The sequence below is a fragment of the Blautia sp. MSJ-36 genome (assembly GCF_018917985.1).
Taxonomy (GTDB): domain Bacteria; phylum Bacillota; class Clostridia; order Lachnospirales; family Lachnospiraceae; genus Blautia_A.
This window is the reverse complement of the sequence record NZ_JAHLPQ010000006.1, coordinates 79,765-102,316: the sequence shown is the minus strand read 5'-3', so window position 1 is coordinate 102,316 and position 22,552 is coordinate 79,765. Positions and strand designations below refer to the sequence as shown.

Genomic DNA, 22,552 nt, shown 5'->3' with positions numbered 1-22,552 from the left:
TCCCAAAAGCAACAAAATCTTCCCTCTGAAATATAAAATTTCTGTGAAAATATGGTGTTTTAACCGGCAAAACGCCTAAAAATGTTGATCCAGAGCTCAATCTGAAGCTGGATATAACGTGGAAAATTTCTCATGGAAAACTTCACTTTTTTTCCTTTTCGGCTGATCTGGAAACCATTTTTGATTCCCGCCAGATACTCCCGTCCAAAACCTTTTGACGCAAAGAACAGAATTTTTGCCCCAAATCCGACAATCAGAAGCGGAAGATTCAGTATGATCTGAAGAAACGGCATGTTCTTGTAAATAAGGTAAATATTATTTCTGGACGAATACCGGATCTTAAACTGATTGTATCTGGAACCGCTCGTTCCGCTTCCCACATGATAAACTTTCGCTTTTGGAGCATACCAGTTCTGGTACCCAAAAATCCGGGCGCGGTATCCGATATCCAGATCCTCCAGATAGGCAAAATGCTCTTCATCAAAATCCCCGATCCGGTCGATGATTTTTTTTCTGTAAATGGCAGCTCCCGCACAGGCGGAAAAAATCTTCTGCTCTTTATCGTAATGGTTAATGTCCTTGTCTTTTCCTCTGGCAAACGCCCATCCCAGCGCACAATAATAATTACCCGCATCATCCATCTTGTCATGGTCGTGAAGCTGGATCATTTTTGCCTGGCAGGAAAAAGCTTTTTTATGTCTTCTGAGAGCCGCTACCATTTCTTCCAGAAAATCCGGTTCTGCTTCCGTATCATTATTCAAAAGCAGAACATACGGTGAACGTGCCGCATGAATTCCCTCATTCACAGCTCTGCTGAATCCGTAGTTTTCCGGAAGCTGGATCATGTGAACCCACGGATATTCCGCGGAAACAAAAGCACAGCTGCCATCTGTGGAGCCATTGTCCACCAGTATAACTTCAAAATTGCGGATGGTCTGCCTCTCAAGGCTTGAGAGTACGCCATCCAGATATGCCATTCCGTTAAAATTCGGTATGACTACTGATACTTCCTGCATTGGTTCATCCCTTCTTCTTTCCCATTCCCGGAAGAGGCTTCAGGGAATAATTCCATTTTGACAGAGAAAGATTTTTGTTATAGTACGGATCTCCGTTTTTGAGGATCTCCATCCAGTGAGAACGGATATATTCGATTTCCGACTGGAAGCGGCGGACTTTTTCCTCACTGTCCTCTGCTCCTCTGGATTTGGACTCGTAATGGTAAAGTTTCACGTACGGATCATAAACAATCAGATGTCCATGACTTCTCACCTTCAGGCAGAGATCCACATCATTAAACGCCACCGCAAGTTCTTCTGTAAAGCCGCCGGCTTCCAGAAAAACATTTTTCTTCATCATCATGCAGGCCGCTGTCACACAACTCATATCCTGCAGAAGGGATGCCTTATGCAGATATCCGGTACGTTCCGCCGGCATATTTACAAACATATGTCCCGCAATGCCGCCCATTCCGATGACACATCCCGCATGCTGGATAGTGTTGTCCGGATAAATTAATTTGGCACCGACGGCTCCCACCTCCGGCCGCTGGCAGACGCCAAGCATTTCTGAAAGCCAGTCCGGATTGATTACTTTTACATCATTATTCAGGAAAAGGAGATAATCTCCTTTCGCATGACGTACTCCAAAATTATTGATTGCGGAATAATTGAATTCCTTTTTCCAGCGAAGCAGACGGATTCTCGGGTCTTGGGAAAGTTTCCGGTAGTAACGGAATATCTCGTCGGAACTGCTGTTGTTCTCCACAATAATGATCTCATAATTCTTATAGGTAGTTTTTTCAAAAATAGATTCCACACAGGCCTTAAGAGTCTCTTTTTCTTCCCGGTTGGGGATGATAATAGACACCAGCGGTTCTCCCTGCACCGGATATTTCACACGGTAAAATCCGAAATCCGGGGTATGCTCCACAGTTCCCGGGGTTCCGGTACGTGCAAGGTTTCCCTCAATGGCACGCTTTCCTGCTTCGAAAGCATACATTTTACTTGCCGGATTATCTGCTGTGGATGATTTGTGGGTTCTCCAGTGATAAAGAATCTCCGGTACATGAATGACCTCACGTGCCTGTTCCACACAGCGGAAAATAAAATCATAGTCCTGCGCTCCGTCAAATTCTCTGCGGAAACCTCCGGCTTTCTGTACAACCGAACGTCTCACAACCAGAAAATGACAGATATAATTGTTGGATCTTAAGAGATCCAGGTTAAAATCCGGTTTCAGATGAGGCTGAAAATGCTCGGACAGATCTGTTGTGACCTTGTCTTCATCTGTATAGATCACATCTGCCTCCGGATGTTCCTCCAGTGCAATTGCAATCTCATACAGCGCATTTGGAGCAAGCAGATCATCATGATCCAGAAGTGCAATAAAATCCCCTTTCGCCATGGCAAAAGCTGCATTGGTATTCTCGGCAATGCCCAGATTTTCCTTCAGATCTTCATAGCGGATCCTCTTATCCATCTCTGCGTAGGATTTCAGCACGGTCTGCATATCCGGATCTTCCGGGCTTCCATTTGCGAGACAGAGTTCCCAGTTCTGATAAGTCTGGGCAAGCAGGGAATCCAGCATCTGTCTTAAGAACCGCTCCGGCGTCAGATATGCCGGCACTACAATACTGATCAGCGGACCGTTACGAAACTTCCTCTTTCGCTGCTTCTCCAGTTTCTCCTCCGTTGGCCTGTATGCCTCATACCAGGGTCCGTAGGGAACTTCTTCCGGCTCAAAACGCTCATGAAGCCTGATCCAGAATTCTTTCAGACCGTAATGTTTCAGATATCTCAGGCCTTTCTGTACTGTATAGGGAGAAAGCTTCTTCAAAAGCCTGTCCCATTGAATCTTTCCTGTGGAATCATCTTTACTCATATATTTTCTCCGTATTACTCAATTTGATAAACGTATTTTAACATTACCGCATTTTTTTTGCAAGGAAGAGAGAAAGTGTGTTATACTGAGCTTACGTATGTATTGCTTACATAAGAATTATTTTTTATACAGGAGTACCATATATTATGAAAAAATCAAGAATAACCGCGGCGCTTCTGGCCTTTGGAATCTCAGCTTCCATGGTGTTCCAGACTCCAGTTTTCGCCACAGAAGAAACCGCTGTTGCTGTATCATCCGGTATTACAACCAACTCCATCAGCGGATGGCCACAGGGGCCTGAGATCATTTCCGCATCCGCCGTAGTCATGGAAGATTCTTCCAATACCATTCTCTACGCCAAAGATATGGATACCGCTCTCTCCCCTGCCGGCGCAGTTAAGATCATGACCTGCCTTCTGGCACTGGAGAACAGCCAGTTAACCGATCAGATTACCATGACAGAAACCGGTGTTTCCGGTGTCACAGATGGCGGCGCCCATATTTCTTCACAGCTTGGAGAAGTTTTTACCATGGAGCAGTGTCTCTATGCAATCATGCTGGCTTCTGCCAATGATATTGCCCTTCAGGTTGCGGAACAGATCGGCGGCTCTGTAGATGCTTTTGTCCAGAAAATGAATGACCGCGCCCAGGAACTTGGATGTACCAATACCGTATTTACCAATCCTACCGGTCTTCCGGATGATAATCAGCACACCACCGCCCACGACCTGGCCCTGATTATGAAGGCAGCTATCAGCAATGATAGTTTCCGCACAATTTCCGGTGCCACTTCCTATACGATACCGGCTACCAATGTTTCCGGCGGTGCCAGAAACCTTACCAGTTCCTTCTCCATGACAACTCCGACTTCCGCCACTTATTATCAGGGCTGCATCGGCGGACGTGAGAGTACTACCACAGCTTCCGGAAGCGTTCTTGTAACTGCTGCCGAGCGCAACAGCACTACCCTGATCTGCGTTGTTATGAACGGAGCAACCGGACAGACAGCCAACGAAGCCATCACTCTGATGGACTACGGCTTCGCCAATTTCCAGCTTCTGGATCTTGCGGAAGAAGATTTCCACATCCTGTCCGGAGGTACTGTAATGGTTCCGGCTGGTGCAACTTCCGATGACCTGACTACAGAAGATACGCCATCCGATGGACAGCTTCTCCGCACCTATTCCTTTGGCGGAGCTCAGGTTGGAACTGCCGTAGTGGAAGATACTTCCGAAGAAAGTACCACCACAGAGGTTCAGGAAAATGACGACAACATGGATGCAGCAAAAGCTTATTCCGAATCCCGCTCCCCCATTCCTTATTTTGTAATCGGTGGCGTTGGCGTTCTGCTTCTGCTCCTGCTTCTGTGGCGTATGATAAAGATTATCCGCGCCTGATCTCGCTTTACGTTGGATTTTATTTTGCAGTCTTACAGAAATCCAACGGATATTCGAAATTCACATTCCGTTAAAAAATCCCTCCTATGTATCGATCATTTTCAGATACATAGAAGGGATCTTTTTTTACTCAATTTTCCTGTCAGAAACTTAGTGATAAAACGGAACCACCAGAAAAATATAGCACAGAAACGGTGAAGCCACCAGAAGTACACTCAAAACCCGGTAGATCCACATTCTGATCTTTTCTTTTTTTACAAAACGTTCCAGCAGACGTTTCCAGCCGGCTGTCACAAAATACATAGCCGGATACAGAGCAGGGATAATATAACGTCCCTGTGCCTGGTTATCACTGTAATATACATAATACATAAATAGTCCCACAGGAATCAGGATCAGAAGGATCATCAACAGATGGAAGATTCCTTTTCTATCCCATTTATCGGACACAGTTACTGTTTTTATCTTCAGTTTTTCACTGCCCGATGTTTTTCGTTCTTTTACAACGGTACGCTTCTTCGGATAAAACATTCCCAGCATGGACAAAATCCCAACTCCACCAAGTCCGAAGAACAGAAAATACACCTTGCTCACACCATAAGGCATATAAATCTGCATCAGTCCGAAAGTTCCGATAAAACTCACCAGAACTGTGAGAAGCCAGTTATGCTGCCAGCCCGGGTCCTGATAAAGAAGGATATCTTTCCATGTCCATTTCAGTTTCTCCGGTGTGGGATACCTGGACGGCCGGTAATCAATGGCTGCATATTTCTCCGCACATTCGGCGCAGGCTTTTCTTCCGATAAAATCTCCGTCATAAAGAATGGCATTTCGCACAAACCACCATCCACATAAGGCAAGGGTTACGACTGCGATCACGATTCCCCTTCGAAACAGAAAGGCAATCCTCTGTTTCACCGGTTCTTCCCTGCACAGAAGGACTGTCAGGCAGAAAAACAGGAAGCTGCATAAGATCCAGCCGTAAGCATTATAGTAGGACAGTGCACAGACCGCCATTCCAACAGCCAGCAGGATTGAGTTTTTGAGACTCCAGTCTCCTTCTTCCAGATAGCAGGACCAGGAATACAGAATGATTCCCATGGACAAAAGGGCCAGGGAATCTGTATTTACATAAGTTCCCAGGAACAGTGCCTGCGGCATAAAACCTGCCAGCGCCGCAAACAGCCATCTTCCCTCTTTCGGAAAAAGCTTTCCGGAAGCTTTCACAACGAAATACACAGATCCCGTCACAAAAAGCACATCTGCCATTCTTGCTGCATGGAGAAGTCCGTCGGCAGAGGCATGGAACAGTCCTGCGATCCCCATAAATACAGCAGATACCATATAGGAAAGAATGGGATAATAAGCATAGGAAATTCCCCAGGTAGCATCACGGATGGTTGGCTCATCTCCAAGAGGCAGTTTGCCCGGATGTTTATGAAGATACTGTGCCACCATGTAGCGCATTTTTTCATCAGGGCCCGCTCCCAGCGGCTGCATGAACGCCCATGCAGTCAGAAGCGCAAATGCCGCCAGGACAAGGACCAGCACCTGAAACCGTTCTTCTTTCCAGATTTTTTTCATTTCCAAGATCAGCTCCTCCTATATCCGCTTCAGAGAGAAATCCTGGCTCTCCAGTGTAAGGTTCGGGTTATAGTAAGGATCTCCGTCACGGAGGATTTCCGGCCAGTGTTTTTCGAAGGAAGCAATCTCACGGTTAAATCTTGCCACCTTCTCCGGTGTATCCTCAAGACCTCTGGATTTGGACTCATAGTGATAAAGCTCCGCGTAAGGATTGTATACAACCAGATATCCGGCTTTTCCAAGGCGGAGACAAAAATCAATGTCATTAAAGGCAACCTGGAATTCTTCGCTTAATCCATGAACCTTTTCAAAAGCCTCACGTTTTACCATCATGCAGGCTGCTGTTACTGCACTGTAGTCCTGGGCACAGATGATTCTGTGACAGTATCCGGTAGCATCCCTCTTCTGCTGCACAAAGCAGTGTCCGGCAATGCCGCCGAAACCAATGACTACACCTGCGTGCTGCACGGTATCATCCTCATAATAGAGACGTGCTCCCACAGCTCCCACATCTGGTCTCATACAGTATCCCAGAAGCTGTTCCAGACAGTCCGGACTGATGATCTCCGTGTCGTTGTTGAGAAGAAGCAGGTACTCACCTTTGGCATGGGCCGCACCGAAATTGTTGATAGCAGAATAGTTGAAAATACCATCCCAGTACACCACATGAGCCTTCGGATTGGAGGCTTCCAGCTCTTTATAATAAGCAAAAGTCTCCTCTTCCGTACTGTTATTTTCCACGATCACATACTCATAATTGCGGTAAGTCGCCTTTTCTTCAATGGAATCAATACATCTTTTCAGATCATCAATATGATCTTTATTAGGAATGATGATGGATATCAGCGGTTTTTCTTCCCGTAGGAATTTCGTGCGGTAAAGACCAAGATATTCGCCCTTTTCGATCTCTACCGGAACGCCGATCCTGTCATAATGAGCCTTAATGGCACGTGCGCCTGCATCAAAAGCGTACATCTTGCTCTCCGGATTCTCGGCTGTGGAATCCTCATGGCATCTCCAGTGGTAAAGGATCCTCGGGATATGATGGATCTTCTCTCTTCCCGCAGCTTCCACACAGCGGAATACAAAATCGTAATCCTGTGCACCGTCGAATTCTTTTTTCAGCATTCCGATCTGATCCACGATCTCTTTTTTCACAACAAAAAGATGGCAGATGTAGTTTACTGTACACAGAAGGTCGATATTGAAGTCCGGTTTGAAATGAGGCTGGAAGAATTTATGACCATCCATGGACATCTTATCTTCGTCGGAATACAAAACCTCGATCTCCGGATTCTCATTCAGTGCTTTCACACACTGGAACAGGGCGTCCGGTGTCATCTCATCATCATGATCTGCAAATACGATAAAATCTCCGGTTGCCGCTTCCATAGCCGCATTGGTATTCTCCGCGATCTGAAGTGCCTGTTCATTACGGATCACACGGATTCTCTCATCGCTTTTTTCAAGTCCTGTAAGATAGTCAGTAAGTGGGGAATCTGCTCCGCTTCCGTCAGAAAGACAAAGCTCCCAGTTTCCGTAAGTCTGAGCCTCAATAGAGTCCACCAGCTGCTGGAGATATTTCTCCGGTGTCTTGTAAAGCGGGATCACAATGCTGAACTTCGGATTCCAGGAAAATTTTGTTTTTCTTTCTTCCGCAAGTTCGGCCTTGTCCGGCAGGTGCTTCACGATCCATTTGGAATAATCCACAGGACGATTTTTCCGGTTCATCACTTTTCCGAAAACTTTTCCGGTGAGGGCTGCTGCCCCGTGAAGTTTCATGTAGCGGCTTCCTTTCCGGAAATATACGGCCGCTTTCTCCGCAAGGCGCTTCTGTGGCTGCAGATGTACCAGACGAAGTGTTCGCACATTGCCGGCCTCAAATACAATATAGAATTCCTTCACACTGTCATAATGGAATTCAAAGAAAAATCCGCTCTTCTCATCAATTTCTGTTTCCTGGTACTGGTTCTGCACGTCCACACGTTTCAGTCTGGTGATCTCGCAGGGGATCTCCTTCCGGCTGCGATCTTCCAGGCGGATGGTCAAGGGTCGGTTAAAAGCTGCCCATCCACGGACACGGCAGATTTTTTCCCCGGATTCCACCTCAATACTTTCGATAAAGTACTGCGGTTTTCCCTGCTTTTTGTAAAGCTGCGCTGCAGAAACAGAAAACCACTGGATGCGTTTTCCGCCTTTTACTGCATAAACAACAAGCTTCTTTTTGCCTTCCAGATCCGGCAGGCAGATCTCCATCTGTACACGTTCTCCGTTCACCAGATCCAGATCTTTAAAGCGCTCCAGGGCGCTGACACGCTCCTGGGCACTGATGGCTGCCGGAAGTTTTTCCCCGTCAAGAACGGCTTCCGGCTTATGGTCTTTCGGCCAGGTTCCCTGAAGGTGATACAGGGAACTGTCCTTCAGGTCAAACCTGTCTTTTTCTACTTCGTATAGCTCTCGCTGCATAACAATTCCTCCATTGCGTCCTTTCCGGTATTCTCTGTCAGGTAATGTTCCATGACTTTCTCATGTGCCGCCTCTCCCATGGCTTTTCTGGCCTTCTCATCCGTTACCAGAGATTCCAGGGCACTGACCCATTCTTCTTTCGTGGCGCACATCCAGCCGTCTTTTCCGTTTTCGATCACATATTCCATCTCACGGTTGCGGCTCATGACACTTGGAACTTTTACAAGTGCTGCCTCCGTCCACTTGTTTTCGGACTTGCAACAGTGGAACAGGCTGTTCTCCAGCGGCATCAAATTGATGTCTAGCCCTGCGATCACGCCAGGCAGCTGTCTCCAGTCCATAAACGGAAGTTTCTCAATACGGTTCTGTACCGGCTCCATTCCGGATTCATCCAGCACGCCCACCAGTTTCAGATAAACCTCCGGGTGGCGCTGCATCACTTCCAGAAGTGCGGCTTCCACCTGGGCAAAATCCTGGTCATGGGTCTTGGAACCGCTTAAATATCCGATATAGATCCGGTCTTTATCTTTGTCTGTCTGCTCCACTGCTTCGTGGGACAGAACCTCCATCTCCATGCTCATGCAGTTACGGTTGATGACCACCGGTTTTCCCGGAAATTCTTCCCGGATCTCACCAGCCAGGGTTTCTGTAGATGTAAAATATCCGTCGCAGAATTCCATACATCCGTGGATACGGTCTGTGGTTGTGCGGAAATCGCTGTACTCGCTTCCCTTCAGGAAATGCAGCCCGGAGATTTTTTCGTAATCAAATACCAGGTCATCCACATCATAGTAAACAGGGATTCCGGCTGCTTTCGCCCGGTTGACCAGCATCTCCGCTTCCATAAGTTTGCTACAGCGGTACATCACAACTGCCGTATATTCCTCGATGTTCTCCTGCTCTGTCTGGTCCATCTGGATAAATTTCGATGCATATCCGTTAAGGATCAGCTGTTCCCGGAAATGTTCCACACGATATCTGGATGCAAAAGAAATTTCCTCCCCGACGAAAAGAATCTTGCGGTTTTCCACAGGAAGTTCATTTCCTCCAAGAGTTTTCCACAGGGAAATCATCTCTTCCACAATATTTTCCGGCTGCTCATTCTTAAGGACAAGGCCTTTCTCATAACGTTTCACACGTTCCACAGGTGCACCTACCGGAAGTACGGCTACCGGGAATCCCATGGAAATGATCTCGGAAGTTGTGTAGGAGAAAGTCTCCGGCCATACGGACGGGATCAGGAACATATCAATATCCTGCTCCAGGGTAAGTCTCGGGATCTCTTCTCTTGTATATCTTCCAGTCTGGGAAAATACCGGGCTTTCGATCTCTTCGTCGGAAGTACCGATCAGTCTCAGACGGATATTCAGATCATTCTCTTCGATATATTTTACAAGTGCCTTCACAACTTCCAAGCCTTTTTTGTAGCAGAGCACACCGATGAGGCCGATGTTAAAGGTCTCTGTGGTTTTTCTGGTTTTCTTCACTGCCGGAAGATAATGAGGTGCATGCGGGATCACATGAAGATTGTATACATCCGGATAAGCACGCTTGAACAGCTTCGCCGTATCATCGGAAAACGCACGGATCTCGTCACAGTTTAACAGGAATTCCCGGAATTTTGTACGCCAAAGAGTTCCACTTCCGTACTCTGTGCACGCATTGCTGCGGTTGTCCGGAACGCATTTGTCACAGACCTCACAGGATGGCACGCCGCAGTATTTTCCCTTAGCATCGATCAGGTTCACTGCCGGACAAAGGGCGAAAAAGTCATGAAGAAGCATGAGGATCTTCGCCCCCTGCTCTCTCTTAAGACGCAGGATACGCTCCAGGGTTTCGTAGAGATTCTGGTAAGTTACAAGCTCGTTGATCCAGATCTCGTCCACACGCATCAGCTCGCCAAGTGCAGTTTCCAGATCATTGGCAAAAAATTCCATCTCGTACTGCTTATACTGATAAGTAAAGTAAAAACGATTGCTTACGATATTATAGCGGATGGTCACAAAACGGTATCCTTCCCGCAGTGCCAGACGCCTTTTCTCCACAAGATAAGCCGTAGCTCCGCCGCCCAGATCATGGTCAAAGGCCACAATGGTAGGCACATCCAGCTTCTTATTGAGAAGTTTCATCTCCACATAAAGTCTTACCGGACGGAGCGGATCTCTTCTGCAGTAGTCTGCGGTATCCTTGTTGTAATCCGGATGTTTGCGGAGCAGTGCGTCGCTGTGCTCTTTCAGAAGGCGTTGTTTCTCCTCGGACGGGAAGCTTCCACCGTGTTTGTGATATACGAACAGGTTATCCACATGTACGTTCTCATAACCTGCAGCTATGGCACGCTGGCACCAGTCGTTTTCCTCTCCGTAGCCTTTTCCGAAGTTCTCCTCATCCAGAAGTCCGACTTCTCTGATGGCTTTCAGGTTCATACCCATGCAGAATCCCACACCTGTAGGCATGGATGGATACTGCGGGCGGATCATGCGGAATTCATCATCGATCTCCCACAGCGGCATTCCCTCAAACAGTTTGTTATCCCGGCAGAAATCCGGGAAACTGCAGATGGTTCCGCAGGTGGTAAACGGTGTGGTGGTGGCGATCTTTTCCTTTGCGAAGATCGGAAGCATCAGGCGCTCCAACCATTCTTCCGGAACCTCCACATCTGTATTTACAAGGGCAACGTGATTTTCCGCCATCTTTAACGCACGGTTTACAGACGGAAGGAAGCCCATATTGGTCTCATTGTTAAGAAGTACCACATTGTCATGCTCTGCGGCATATTTTTCCAGATATTTTCCCACTTCCGGGTCCGGACTCTTGTCATTTACAATGATCAGACGGTACGGAACCTTTGTCTTCTCAATTCCGGAAAACAGGGCGTCAAAATACTCCAGTCCATTGTAAACCGGCACGATTACATCCACCTTCTGCTGGTAAACAGCCTGTGGATAATCCTTTCGGGCACTGCGGACATGACGCTGTTTGAAATGGCGGAGATTTCCGATGCTCTTCGGATCTTCGATAGCAGAAACCAGGAATTCCTCCTGTCCCTGTGTTGCCGGTACCTTGCCAAGAAGGAATCGTCCGGTATCTCCGTTTTTACCATATTCCAGAAATACAGTTGTTTCTTTTGGAGCCAGAACGGTTGCCTGGAAGGAAAATCCCGCACTTTCCGCATCCGGATTTCCAATGGCCTGGGCCACATCTGTACGATAAATGGTAGTCAGGGCGCTCTCCTGAAACTTCCTGGTGTCCTCATAAAAGACAATCCTCGGCTGTCCCATCTCCTGGAAAGTCGGGTCAAAAGCCCAGCCCACAGTGTTCAGAATACAGTCTTCATAATGGAAGAAATCCACGCTTCCCATGCAGGTCGGTGTTGCTTCCACGCTCTGAACGGCTGCCGGTGCACTGTTATAGCGGAGAACTTTTTTGATGAGGCGTTTTACCTGCGCTTTTTTTCCAGGATGGCGCAGTGCCTCCTCGGCTGCTTCTTCTGCTGCTTTCTGTGCTGCTTTTTTCGCCTTCTCCTGTGCTTTTCGCTCTTCGTCTGCTTTCTGCTGCGCCAGAAGTTTTTCCACATCGGAAAGCTCCAGAGTTTCCAGTTTTCCCTCGATCACGATCTTATCCACTTTTTCCGGGTGCATAACCTGGATCAGGTAAAAACCATCTGTGGTAAAGAATGCGGTAGTACTGCCATCTACGGTCATATGCACGCCCTGTGGTACCAGTCTTGCACTGCATCCACAGTCTAGACGCTCTACCTTCACTTTCAGGAAATGGCCGTTTGCCGGGTTCCAGCGGATGTTCTGAATGCCCTCAATTCCGGAAAGATCAAATTCCACACGGAAACGGCTGCCTGTAAGTTTTCCCTCCACATGGAGGGTATGTTCCTCACAGAATCCGCCGCCAAGATCGTAATAAACCTTGCTGTGCATCTGATGTTTCTCTTTTTCACGGTTGATGATATCTGTAACGGAAACCGGCATTCTCTTCTGCTCAAAAGGCATCAGGGTATCACAGCCCACGTACTCATAGACAAAATGCATGGTCCACTTCATAAAGATCTCATAATCTGTATAACCGATCTCAAACTCCGCCATCATCTCATCTTCGTGACACAGCTGGGGAAGTTCTGAAATGTGTGTATACAGCTCATGGATCAGACGCCACATGATAAAGTTCACAGGCACAGGGAAGTCAAACATCCACTCATAATCAATGATCTGATTTCCGTTTTCTCCCATAAAGATGTTGCTGCAGATCAGATCCACATTGGCCGGGCAGACACATTCATAATCACTTCTTCCCGGATACTCCCCAAATACCTCACAGAACTCTTCGGTTCTGTAGTCCATGACCTTACGCGCCCCGAAAAATTCCTGATAGAATTTTTTAAGAAGTATTTTGATCTCTTCGATTTCTCCTTTATGGGCAAGCTCCGCGATTTCCTGATGAAGGGTTTTTCCTGTAAGAAGAGGATAGGAGATTTTTCCGCTTTCCGCTTTGCAGGGAAGGTTTCTGTATTTGTCAGAGCCAGTACTTTCTGTTCCAAGTTTCTCCAGCTTCTCCACAAACTCCTCCGCCTGTGGCACCATGGCCTCTTTTTCCGCGCGGACCTCTTCGTTCTCACGGACGATCCTGGTCAAAAGGCGGAATTTCTCTTTCCGTCCCTGGTTCAGTTTCACATAGAGAATTTCCTCCGGATCCTGGTTCTCCGTGCGGCCTGCTTCCACAAGAAAAGAATTCACAAAACTGTTCAGGATCTTCTCTTTTTCGAAGGCTTTTACCCCTTCACTTTCTGCAAAAAGATCTGCGGTCTTATCTGTGTATACAGGATAATTTCTTCCATAGGAATTGGTGTAAAGGCTCTCATCTGTAAAAATCTCTGTCGGAAATTTATAATCCGGATACGGGTAGTAAAAGCGCAGAAAAGGAAAGCCGCTGTTTTCCAGCAGCTCTCCCAGTTCATTCTTGGAAAAGGTGCGTACAGACTGATTTCCCGGATATCCGTTGATTCCGAAAAAGTGAAGATCTGTATGATCTTCCGGTGCCCCGGCAAAATACTTCAGTCCCAGTCTGTTCTCAATGGCGATCAGAAGCCTTCCCTCCGGCTTCAGATAAGCACCCATGCGCTGAAGAAATGTCTCATAAGGAGTTTTTCCTTCGGTAAAACTCATGGCATACTCCAGCACACCGTTTACTACCACATAGTCGAATTTCTCCGGAAACGTCATGTCGTTGAGGTTTCCAACCATGATCGTGAGATTTTCTTTCTCTTTGTTTCTTGCAAAATTAATGTCTGCACGACGTTTGGAAAGCTCCACAGAAGTCACATGACCGGCCTTGCGGCAAAGCATTCCTGTGATGGCTCCACATCCGGCTCCGATCTCAAGAACAGAATCCGTCTTTTTCAGAGGATACCAGCTTAAGATATTTTCTCTCAGCCCCGAAAAATGGTAAACCATAGGAAAGCTCACCTCATCCTCCGGCAGATCTTCAAAAGATTTCCCTTCCTGTGCCATTTTCAGAAGTGTTTCCTCGATATCCCCGTCGGAATAATGGTCCTTCGCCGTATAATAATCTAAATTCAACTCCGCCATAGTCGTTCCTCCACTTATTTCACAGATACTTTGGAAAACAGGTCAAAATATCCCACTGCTTTCTTATCTGTGATCACGGTCAGGTTGCACACATCGTAAAGCCGGTGAAATACGGTAAAATCGCCGTCTTTATATCCGGTGCATCCCAGACACAGCATATATTCCCCTGCTTCCAGAGGCATCACCTGTTTAAAGGTGATCTCACGGACATCGCCTGCTTTCTGCGGTTTCAGAGGCGTATGTTCATACATGGTATTAGTACCTGTGATCTCGGTACCCTTCAGGTCTTTCAGAGTAAACGCAAAGATCGGGTCACTGACATCTGCCTGGAAATTCACTTTCATCTGAACGGAAAATTCCTTGCCTTTTTCGATCACATTGGTGATCATTCCGGTATCATCCCGGATCGCAAAATCCACGATTTCGCCAAGCTTGCTTCCATATTCCAGAACCTGCGGATTCAGATTCAGGCTGTCTTTCATAAGCTTCTGGCTGCCCTGGCCGTCATGGCCGTTTTCACCGGAAGCGTTATTTCCGCTCTGTCCGTTTTCTGCGGTGCTGCCCTCTTTGTTCTCAGACTGATCTGCATCCTCATACTGATTGACCAGCACACGGCGGTAGAGATTGACCATCTCCTTGGCACCGCCCTCTGCAAGCTTCTCGCCTTTGTTTAGAAGTACAACACGGTCGCAGTATTTTCCGATGCTGCTTAAGTCATGGCTTACGAACAGGATGGTCTTGCCCATTTCCTTGAACTCTTCGAATTTCCGGTAACATTTTGCCTGGAAAAATACGTCACCTACGGAAAGCGCTTCATCGACGATCAGGATCTCCGGATCAATATTGATGGCTACCGCAAAAGCCAGACGCACGAACATACCACTGGAGTATGTTTTTACCGGCTGGTAAACAAAATCACCGATATCTGCAAAGTCCAGAATGGACTGCAGTTTGGCATCAATCTCTTCTCTGGAAAAACCGATCATGCTGCCGTTGAGATATACATTCTCAAGTCCGGAATATTCTCCGTTAAATCCGGCTCCCAGCTCCAGAAGAGCTGAAATTCTGCCGTTTACGGCAACCTCTCCTGCTGTGGGAGAAAGTACGCCTGTAATGATCTTCAGGATGGTGGATTTACCGGAACCATTTGTTCCGATAATTCCCACTGTCTCTCCTCTATGCACCTGAAAAGACACATGGTTCAGAGCGTAATGCTCTTTATATTTCTTTTTTCTGGATAATCCCAGGGACTCCTTGAGGCGGTCCATGGGATTATCGTAAAGTTTGTACATTTTACTGACATCATTTACTGAAATCGCAATATCTTCTGCCATTTTTAACCTCACTTTGTTTCAACTCACAGCCGGCAGTCTGACGGCGTGTCATCTTTTGCCGTCTGAATCAGAGCACATCTGCGAAGTGCGGCTTCAGACGCTTGAATATTACAGATCCCAATCCGAAAAGCAGGATCGTCACTACCCAGAAATAAATGGTCCATGCGCTATGGTGCCAGATTCCAACATGGCCAAGCATGGAATCACGGTATCCTGTGACCACATAATACATAGGGTTCAGCTTGAACACCTTGATCAGCCACGGATGAGACGCAAGCATGTTGACATCCCACATGATCGGTGTAAGCCATACACCGACCTGAAGAAAAATATTGATGATCTGGGTCAGGTCACGGAAAAAGATCACAATCGCACTGGTTGCGTATACAAGTCCAAGCACAAACAGGAAGGTGCAGACAGAATAGTAAATGATCTGCAGTGTGTAAAGGCTTGGTGTGTATCCGTAGCACGCACATAAGATCAGTGCAAACACCACAAAGAATACATGCACAAAAAGTGCGGAAATGATCTTTACAATAGGAAGAATACTGATCTTGAATACAACTTTTTTGACAAGGTAATTATATTCCAGCAGAGCATTGGTTCCGCCGTTTAACGCATCCTGGAAGAAAAACCACGGCACAATACCGGATACCAGATAAAGTACAAACGGATAATCCGACACCGTTCCGGCTTTCAATCCTACGGAAAATACAAACCAGTAGACCAGGATCGTTACGATCGGCTGGATAAACGCCCAGACAATACCAAGATAAGATCCTGCATATTTTGTTTTGAAATCATTTTTTGCAAGGCTTAAAACGAGCTTACGGTTCTGATACAGCTCTGCCGGCAAAGCTAATATTTTCTTCATTCTGTAATTCCTTATCGATTCTTATATTCCTGGAAGCTTCCCCACTTCTGATCCTTGTCGGAGAAAATAAGCTCCATGCCTTCCGGGATCGGCCACTCTACATTGATGTCCTTGTCATTCCAGATCAGTCCGCCCTCATCGTTTGGATGATAGAAATCAGAGCATTTGTAGGTGAACTCCGCATTCTCAGAAAGTACCAGGAATCCATGAGCAAATCCCTTCGGGATAAAGAACTGTTTCTTGTTCTCAGCAGAAAGAACAACTCCGTACCATTTTCCGAAAGTCTTGGAACCCTCACGAAGGTCAACTGCAACGTCAAACACTTCTCCGTTTACCACACGTACCAGTTTGTCCTGCGGATAGTTGATCTGGAAATGAAGTCCGCGGAGAACACCGTAACGGGAGCTGGACTGGTTATCCTGAACAAACTCCACATCAATTCCGGCTTCCTTGAAATCGTTGTAATTGTAAGTTTCCATGAAATATCCTCTGGAATCCCCAAAAACAGTTGGCTCGATCACTTTCAGTCCTTCAATATCTCCGCACTGTGTTACTTTTATTTTTCCCATTTTTCTTTCTCCTTTTCTATTTATGTTTGTTTTTGTGTTTCTTTTTATGTTTCTTTTCTTTCACTCCGAGAGCCGCAAGAAGGGCTATCAGAATCAGAATCATAGCACCCATAATCATAAGAAGGATTTTACGCATGGCAGGCACGCTTTTTTTTTCCGTCGTATTCTCTGCTTCCGTCTGTCCGCTTTCATCCTCTGTCGAAATATCTGTTCCGGTACTGTCGGCTTCTGTACTGTCTTCTGCCTCAGTAGTCGGCTCCGGTGTTGGTGACGGTGTCGCCTGCGCCACACTGGCACTTCCAATCAGATAATCTCCAAAATAATAACTGGTTTCTGTTTTTCCGTCAATATTCTCCGCCTTCGTGGTCAGGGAAGCAAGTTCTGTTCCCTTTGGAAGAAGTACACTTCCGCCATCCACTTCTGTTTTTGTAAAGTTCTCAAAACCGTAGTTAAACATAGCCGTAGTATCCATACAGGAATTCGCCAGATCTGCGGCACGCATGGTTACCGCAATATACGTGGTATTGTCTTTTTTTGCCGCAGTGACAAGTGTATGTCCGGCCGCAACCGTAGTTCCCGTCTTTCCTCCGATACAACCATCATAATAAAATCCGCTTTCCGGAGCAAACATCGGATGATGGGTATGCAGAATTCTCTGCTGGGTATTCATATTGGTGGGTTCGATAACATAATCTGCAGTGCCGATTACCGTACGGAAATCCTCATTTTTGAGGCCTTCTCGCATAATCAGTGCCATATCCTTTGCGGAAGAATAATGGTTGTCATCCGGAAGTCCGCTGGAGTTGGCAAAATGCGTATTGGTACATCCGATCTCCTGTGCGCGCTGATTCATCATATCAATAAACGCCTGCTCTGTGCCGCCGATATGTTCCGCGATCTGTGCGGCAACATCATTGGCAGACTGGATAATCAGTGCATACAGACAATCCTTCATGGAAAGAATCTCTCCCACCTGCGTACCGATATTGCTGGAATCCGCATTTACGTTACGCACTCCGGTTTCTGTAAAGGTCACCTGCTCGTCCATGGTGGAATTCTCTACTGCCACCAGCAATGTCATAATCTTGGTAATACTTGCCGGATATCTCTGCTCATCCGCACCTTTGTTGTAAAGAACCACTCCGGTATCTGCATCCATCAGAATACCGGTATCTGAAATAATTTCCGGTCCTGCAGGCCATCCCTGAATCTGGTTGGTACTGATCTCATATTTTGCATTGAGATCTACCGCAGCCATGGCCTGTACCGGCAGCATCAACGCCATCCCTGCTGCCAGAACCACAAACAGTTTTTTTATTTTTTTCATAATTTATCCCTTCTCTTATCAGAAGCCATCAAAAGAAGCAATGGCATCAACGACTTTCTTCGCATCCTCCATATCCAGGTTATAGAACATGGGAAGGCGCATCAGACGTTCACTTTCTTTTGTTGTATAAACATCCTCCCCGGAAAATCTTCCGAATTTTTTTCCCGCAGGTGCGGAATGAAGGGGCACATAATGGAACACGCTGCAGATTTCTTTTTCACGGAGATATTTCAGAAGTCTGGTACGCACCTTGATATCCTGTACTTTAATATAATACATATGTGCATTGTGCGTGCATTCTTCCGGAACGTAGGGCTGTTCGATCTTGCCTTCCTCCGCAAGAAATTTCAGATTTTCATTATAGAAGTTATAAATCTGCATTCTCTTATCACTGATTTTTTTGTGCTGTTCCAGCTGAGCATAAAGATATGCAGCATTCAGTTCACTGGGCAGATACGAAGACCCATAATCCATCCAGCGGTATTTATCCACCTGCCCGCGGAAAAATTTGCTGCGGTCTGTTCCTTTTTCTCTGAGAATCTCAGCTTTTTCCTGATACTGATCCCCATTGAACAGAATTGCACCGCCCTCTCCCATTGTGTAATTCTTCGTCTCATGGAAGCTGTAGCAGCCAAAATCTCCGATGGTTCCCAGTGCTTTTCCTTTATAGTAGGCGTCCACACCCTGAGCTGCATCTTCCACAACCTTCAGATTATGCCGTCTGGCAATATCCATAATTGTATCCATCTCACAGGCAACTCCCGCATAGTGAACTGGAACAATTGCTCTGGTTTTTTCTGTGATCGCCTGTTCGATCAGTTTTTCATCAATGTTCATGGTATCCGGACGGATATCCACAAACACAATCTTCGCTCCGCGCAGTACAAAAGCATCTGCTGTTGACACAAAAGTGTAAGACGGCATGATTACTTCATCTCCCGGATGGATGTCCGCAAGAAACGCCGCCATTTCCAGTGCATGGGTACAGGAGGTCGTAAGCATCACATGACCCACATGAAAACGTTCTTCCATCCATGCGGAACATTTCTTGGTATAGATTCCGTCACCGCAGAGCATTCCTCGGTTCACCGCATCCTGGATATACTCGAATTCCTTGCCTGTAAACGCAGGTCTGTTAAAATCAATCATGTATTTCCTCTTTATTTTCTATTTTTCTACATTAACTGTACATTCCATTTTCTCACACTCATGTTGCAAATTCAATGCCTATTTTTCTGCCGGTGTATAATCGGGAATCTGGTTCTGATATGCAACTTCTTTTCCGTAAGAATCCAAAATATGCATATCCCGGTAAAATTCCTGTGTCAGACGGTCCATTTCCTGTCTGTTTTCTGTTTTTACATAGTACAGAGCCAGATATGGGTTGGGGCCATGTTCAATCACGGTTTCCCCTTCTTCATAAAAAATCCACGGCTTCTGCACTTCTTTTTTCTGTCCCAGCTGGACAGCCGCAGACTGATCTGCAATTGTCAGCAGCCTTCCCTGAAAATAGATCACGGCTCCGCAGCATTGCGGCTTATGAACATTATGTTCTGTCAGCATATGATCAAGTTTTTCCTGGTCATACAGCGAAGCCAGAAGAAATTCTTCCATATTAAATCCGTATACCATATCGGTAAGTTCATGTTCGTATCCGAAAAAACGGGCCGCAATCTCACAGACCTGAATCCCCTCTCCCGGTTTCCAGAAAAACTGCATGGAAAGTGCGCCTTCTTTCTGGCCTGTTTTTTCCACATATGCCTGGAGAAGTTCCGTTGCAGGTTTTTCCACTTCTGACATCAGTCTGGATGGATAAACATTTCTTGTACTGATAGGAATTTCCCCTTTTGCGACGGATGTTTTTTCGCGGTCTGCAATGCTGATTACATGCACCTTTCCATTTCTGACCCAGGTCATCATATTAAATTCATAGCCGTCATTATATTCTTCCACAAGAATCTCCGGCATATCAGAAAATTCCGCTGTTTTTTCTGCTGCTTTTATAAGTTCTTCCAGATTTTCAGATATATAAATTCCACGGGAACCGTATTTATCCAGAGGCTTGCTGACTACCGGGTAGCGAAGTCCCTTAAGCAGCTCCTTAAGCCTTAACTTTCTGTCCGGATCTTTCAGCACTGCCGTAGGGATTTTCTGAAATCCGGGGGTTGGCAGTCCCAGTTCCTGAAGAAGTTCCCTTGTCCGGGATTTATCACGGTACCATGGCAACTGTTCCGGTTTCAGATAGCAGTGAAGCCCTGCCCTGTCTGCAATTTTTACCATACATTCCAGAAGCAGGTCAGAAAAAGACGTAATGATCCCGTCAATCTCTTTTTCCCGGCAAAGTTCCGCAATTTTTTCCGTGTCTGTTACCGGAATCTGATACGCTTCGTCCGCAAATTCTCTTGCAGGGCCATCCGGATATCCGTCACAGACAATGGTATAGTATCCTTTTTCCCTGGCTTTACGTACAAGCTGTACAAACTCACCCAGAGTTCCCAGTATCAGCAGTCGGTGTTTCATGCTTTTGTTTCCTCCCATTCTCTTATGGAATCTGCAATGTAACGCATTTCTTCCTCTCCGTATCTCTGATCGCAGGGCAGCGGAAGGACATTGGCGGCCCAGTCATATTCCATGGTATCTTCACCAAAATGATCAATAATATTCCGCCAGTAAATCGGCACAAAAATCTTCCGTCCGGCCAGCCATTTTCGAAGTGCCAGTCCATCCTTATGATAATAGGGATAGGCAAAAGGCCCTTCCGGAACCTTTTCATTAAAAATACTTTCTGACGGAAGAAGTTCTGCCAGCAGATGATAATTTTCTTCTCTTTTTGCTTTTATATAAGGATAATCCATGGAGCGGAGAAGATTTCCGGTCAGCCGTGACATGCGGCGGATTTCCATTTCATGATAGTCTGCCGCATTGTCCAGCATCTTCTGGTAAAAAGTACCGGCATCATACTCATATCGGCCCAAAATGTGCTCAAGCCTTTTCATAGAATGATCCAGCGGTTTCTCTTCCAGATTCATTCTCGCATCTGTTGACAGATACGCCCCGTCGCTGACTCCCAGAAATTTCCGGCAGGAGTACAAAGTATCCACCCCTGGCAGCGGTTTCTGAAAAAACGCATGGGTATGATCCACGATAATGTTTCCGTAAATTTCCTTATATTCCCGGATTCTGTCATCTTTAAGCTGTCCGTAGTAATTTACAAGGTAGAGATATTCGCCCTCCGGAAGCTTTTTTTCTGGAAGAAGCGGACGTAATTTTTCATCCATATGATAAAATTCAATTTCCGCTTCTGTTTTCTCACAGGCTCCGGTTACAGAATCACAAAGATACGTGGGAAGATAAATTTTTTTACAGTTTCGGGCTTCCATCAGCCAGAGAAGTGCGGTTCTTCCAAGGTTTACTCCCAAAAGTCCCGGATAATATCCCTGGCCTGTAGATTCCTCCAGCTCCAAGTAACCGCCGATTTCTTTTTTCATCAGTCTGTTTCCTCCTGACGGATTACATAATGTGGCATCTTCTTCGCCTCATTGAGGATATTCATAAGATAAATTCCGATAATTCCGATGGAAAGCAGCGTCAGCCCAAAGAATGCCAGCATTACCAGCATCAGGGATGTCCATCCTTCCACAGAGATTCCGAACATAAAATAGCGAACCAGATAGTAAATCGCCAGGCAAAGGCTTACCAGAAAACTTGCGATTCCGATATTCCGCACCATAAGAAGCGGAAATGCCGTATGGGCTGTGATATCATAAATCAGGTCTTTCACAAGACGGCGGAAAGAATATCCGCTCTTTCCATAGGCACGGGCTGCATGCTGTACCGGCACATTGATAATTCGATTGGAGCTTAAAACCAGAAGATTGCCGATCTGCGGAAGATATGTATTGGTCTTCAGCATGGCTTCTACCAGAAAGCGGCGGATCAGGCGGTAGCTGGTGATCTGAAGATCCGGGTCTTTTCCAAGCATTTTGGAAGTAGCCCAGACAGATAATTTGGTTCCAAGCTTACGGATCAGGTTATGTTTCCGGCCTTCATAACTTGCAATGATCACATCCACATCATCCCGCTCGTTCATGACATTGATCATCTTCGGAAGTTCTTCCGGCTGATGCTGAAGGTCATCATCCATGGTTACAATGAACTCCCCTTTTGCATGGGCAAATCCGCACAGAAGTGCCGGATGCTGACCAAAATTCCTTGCCATCTGGATGATTTTCACACGGGAATCCTTATCACGAAGTTCTTTCATCACCTCAAAAGAACGATCCTTCGATCCGTCATCTACCAGAATCAGTTCAAATTCTTCTTTTATTGTTTCCCGGAAAACTTTTTCCAGGCGAGTGTACAGTTCCTGCAGCGTATGTTCTGAATTGTATACAGGAACAACCACTGAATATAGACACATAGTTTTTTCCCTCTCTTTTGTATCAGTTGACACTTATCGTTTAATCTTATCATTTTCAATTCCTGTTGTAAACCGTTACATTGCTCAAACATTTTCTTGCATAAAGC

At 46.2% G+C, this 22,552-nt stretch carries 14 protein-coding genes; 1 reads left to right on the top strand and 13 read right to left on the bottom strand.

The features are described 5' to 3' along the window. Positions 1–59: 59 nt before the first annotated feature. A complete protein-coding gene (locus KQI39_RS06655; protein WP_148445016.1) occupies positions 60–1,016 on the bottom strand; it encodes a glycosyltransferase family 2 protein in 957 nt (318 codons plus the stop codon). 4 nt (positions 1,017–1,020) lie between these two features. Continuing rightward, positions 1,021–2,880: a glycosyltransferase family 2 protein gene (locus KQI39_RS06650; RefSeq protein WP_216417329.1), complete on the bottom strand. Its 1,860-nt coding sequence runs from the start codon at positions 2,878–2,880 to the stop codon at positions 1,021–1,023. Between the two features lie 146 nt (positions 2,881–3,026). Between KQI39_RS06650 and KQI39_RS06645 the strand changes: the two genes are divergently transcribed. Then, the gene (locus tag KQI39_RS06645) at positions 3,027–4,277 is read left to right on the top strand and encodes a D-alanyl-D-alanine carboxypeptidase family protein (protein ID WP_216417326.1); all 1,251 of its coding nucleotides are present in this window, start codon (positions 3,027–3,029) and stop codon (positions 4,275–4,277) included. Positions 4,278–4,427: 150 nt separating this feature from the next. On the opposite strand, the gene KQI39_RS06640 is transcribed toward KQI39_RS06645, so the two are convergent. From KQI39_RS06640 to KQI39_RS06590, 11 genes are all read right to left on the bottom strand, one after another. After that, entirely contained in the window at positions 4,428–5,867 is a 1,440-nt protein-coding gene (locus KQI39_RS06640) for a hypothetical protein (RefSeq protein WP_330653963.1), read from the bottom strand. A 12-nt stretch (positions 5,868–5,879) separates the two neighbouring features. Beyond that, positions 5,880–8,327, bottom strand: coding sequence for a glycosyltransferase family 2 protein (locus tag KQI39_RS06635; protein ID WP_216417324.1), 2,448 nt, complete (start codon positions 8,325–8,327; stop codon positions 5,880–5,882). Further along, positions 8,303–13,921, bottom strand: a complete 5,619-nt coding sequence (locus tag KQI39_RS06630; RefSeq protein ID WP_216417322.1) for a glycosyltransferase — start codon at positions 13,919–13,921, stop codon at positions 8,303–8,305. The genes KQI39_RS06635 and KQI39_RS06630 overlap by 25 nt, the downstream gene beginning before the upstream one ends. Before the next feature lie 14 nt (positions 13,922–13,935). Further along, complete coding sequence (locus KQI39_RS06625; protein ID WP_148445021.1) at positions 13,936–15,255, bottom strand: ABC transporter ATP-binding protein; 1,320 nt, start codon at positions 15,253–15,255, stop codon at positions 13,936–13,938. A 67-nt stretch (positions 15,256–15,322) separates the two neighbouring features. Next, entirely contained in the window at positions 15,323–16,129 is an 807-nt protein-coding gene (locus tag KQI39_RS06620; RefSeq protein WP_148445022.1) for an ABC transporter permease, read from the bottom strand. A gap of 11 nt (positions 16,130–16,140) precedes the next feature. Beyond that, the gene (rfbC, locus tag KQI39_RS06615) at positions 16,141–16,698 is read right to left on the bottom strand and encodes a dTDP-4-dehydrorhamnose 3,5-epimerase (RefSeq protein WP_148445023.1); all 558 of its coding nucleotides are present in this window, start codon (positions 16,696–16,698) and stop codon (positions 16,141–16,143) included. Positions 16,699–16,714: 16 nt separating this feature from the next. Next, on the bottom strand, positions 16,715–18,025 hold the full coding sequence (locus tag KQI39_RS06610) for a D-alanyl-D-alanine carboxypeptidase family protein (RefSeq protein WP_148445024.1): 1,311 nt from the start codon (positions 18,023–18,025) through the stop codon (positions 16,715–16,717). A gap of 18 nt (positions 18,026–18,043) precedes the next feature. Further along, entirely contained in the window at positions 18,044–19,174 is a 1,131-nt protein-coding gene (rffA, locus tag KQI39_RS06605) for a dTDP-4-amino-4,6-dideoxygalactose transaminase (protein WP_216417320.1), read from the bottom strand. Positions 19,175–19,252: 78 nt separating this feature from the next. Then, on the bottom strand, positions 19,253–20,545 hold the full coding sequence (locus KQI39_RS06600; protein WP_216417319.1) for an ATP-grasp domain-containing protein: 1,293 nt from the start codon (positions 20,543–20,545) through the stop codon (positions 19,253–19,255). After that, entirely contained in the window at positions 20,542–21,513 is a 972-nt protein-coding gene (locus KQI39_RS06595) for a hypothetical protein (RefSeq protein WP_216417317.1), read from the bottom strand. The genes KQI39_RS06600 and KQI39_RS06595 overlap by 4 nt, the downstream gene beginning before the upstream one ends. Next, positions 21,513–22,445, bottom strand: coding sequence for a glycosyltransferase family 2 protein (locus KQI39_RS06590; protein ID WP_148445027.1), 933 nt, complete (start codon positions 22,443–22,445; stop codon positions 21,513–21,515). The genes KQI39_RS06595 and KQI39_RS06590 overlap by 1 nt, the downstream gene beginning before the upstream one ends. Positions 22,446–22,552: the final 107 nt, after the last annotated feature.

What these genes read in the sequence shown, in the direction of transcription:
- KQI39_RS06655 (WP_148445016.1), bottom strand. Translation starts at nt 1,016, where the DNA reads ATGCAGGAAGTATCAGTAGTCATACCGAATTTTAACGGAATGGCATAT.
- KQI39_RS06650 (WP_216417329.1), bottom strand. Translation starts at nt 2,880, where the DNA reads ATGAGTAAAGATGATTCCACAGGAAAGATTCAATGGGACAGGCTTTTG.
- KQI39_RS06645 (WP_216417326.1), top strand. Translation starts at nt 3,027, where the DNA reads ATGAAAAAATCAAGAATAACCGCGGCGCTTCTGGCCTTTGGAATCTCA.
- KQI39_RS06635 (WP_216417324.1), bottom strand. Translation starts at nt 8,327, where the DNA reads ATGCAGCGAGAGCTATACGAAGTAGAAAAAGACAGGTTTGACCTGAAG.
- KQI39_RS06630 (WP_216417322.1), bottom strand. Translation starts at nt 13,921, where the DNA reads ATGGCGGAGTTGAATTTAGATTATTATACGGCGAAGGACCATTATTCC.
- KQI39_RS06625 (WP_148445021.1), bottom strand. Translation starts at nt 15,255, where the DNA reads ATGGCAGAAGATATTGCGATTTCAGTAAATGATGTCAGTAAAATGTAC.
- KQI39_RS06620 (WP_148445022.1), bottom strand. Translation starts at nt 16,129, where the DNA reads ATGAAGAAAATATTAGCTTTGCCGGCAGAGCTGTATCAGAACCGTAAG.
- rfbC (WP_148445023.1), bottom strand. Translation starts at nt 16,698, where the DNA reads ATGGGAAAAATAAAAGTAACACAGTGCGGAGATATTGAAGGACTGAAA.
- KQI39_RS06610 (WP_148445024.1), bottom strand. Translation starts at nt 18,025, where the DNA reads ATGAAAAAAATAAAAAAACTGTTTGTGGTTCTGGCAGCAGGGATGGCG.
- rffA (WP_216417320.1), bottom strand. Translation starts at nt 19,174, where the DNA reads ATGATTGATTTTAACAGACCTGCGTTTACAGGCAAGGAATTCGAGTAT.
- KQI39_RS06600 (WP_216417319.1), bottom strand. Translation starts at nt 20,545, where the DNA reads ATGAAACACCGACTGCTGATACTGGGAACTCTGGGTGAGTTTGTACAG.
- KQI39_RS06595 (WP_216417317.1), bottom strand. Translation starts at nt 21,513, where the DNA reads ATGAAAAAAGAAATCGGCGGTTACTTGGAGCTGGAGGAATCTACAGGC.
- KQI39_RS06590 (WP_148445027.1), bottom strand. Translation starts at nt 22,445, where the DNA reads ATGTGTCTATATTCAGTGGTTGTTCCTGTATACAATTCAGAACATACG.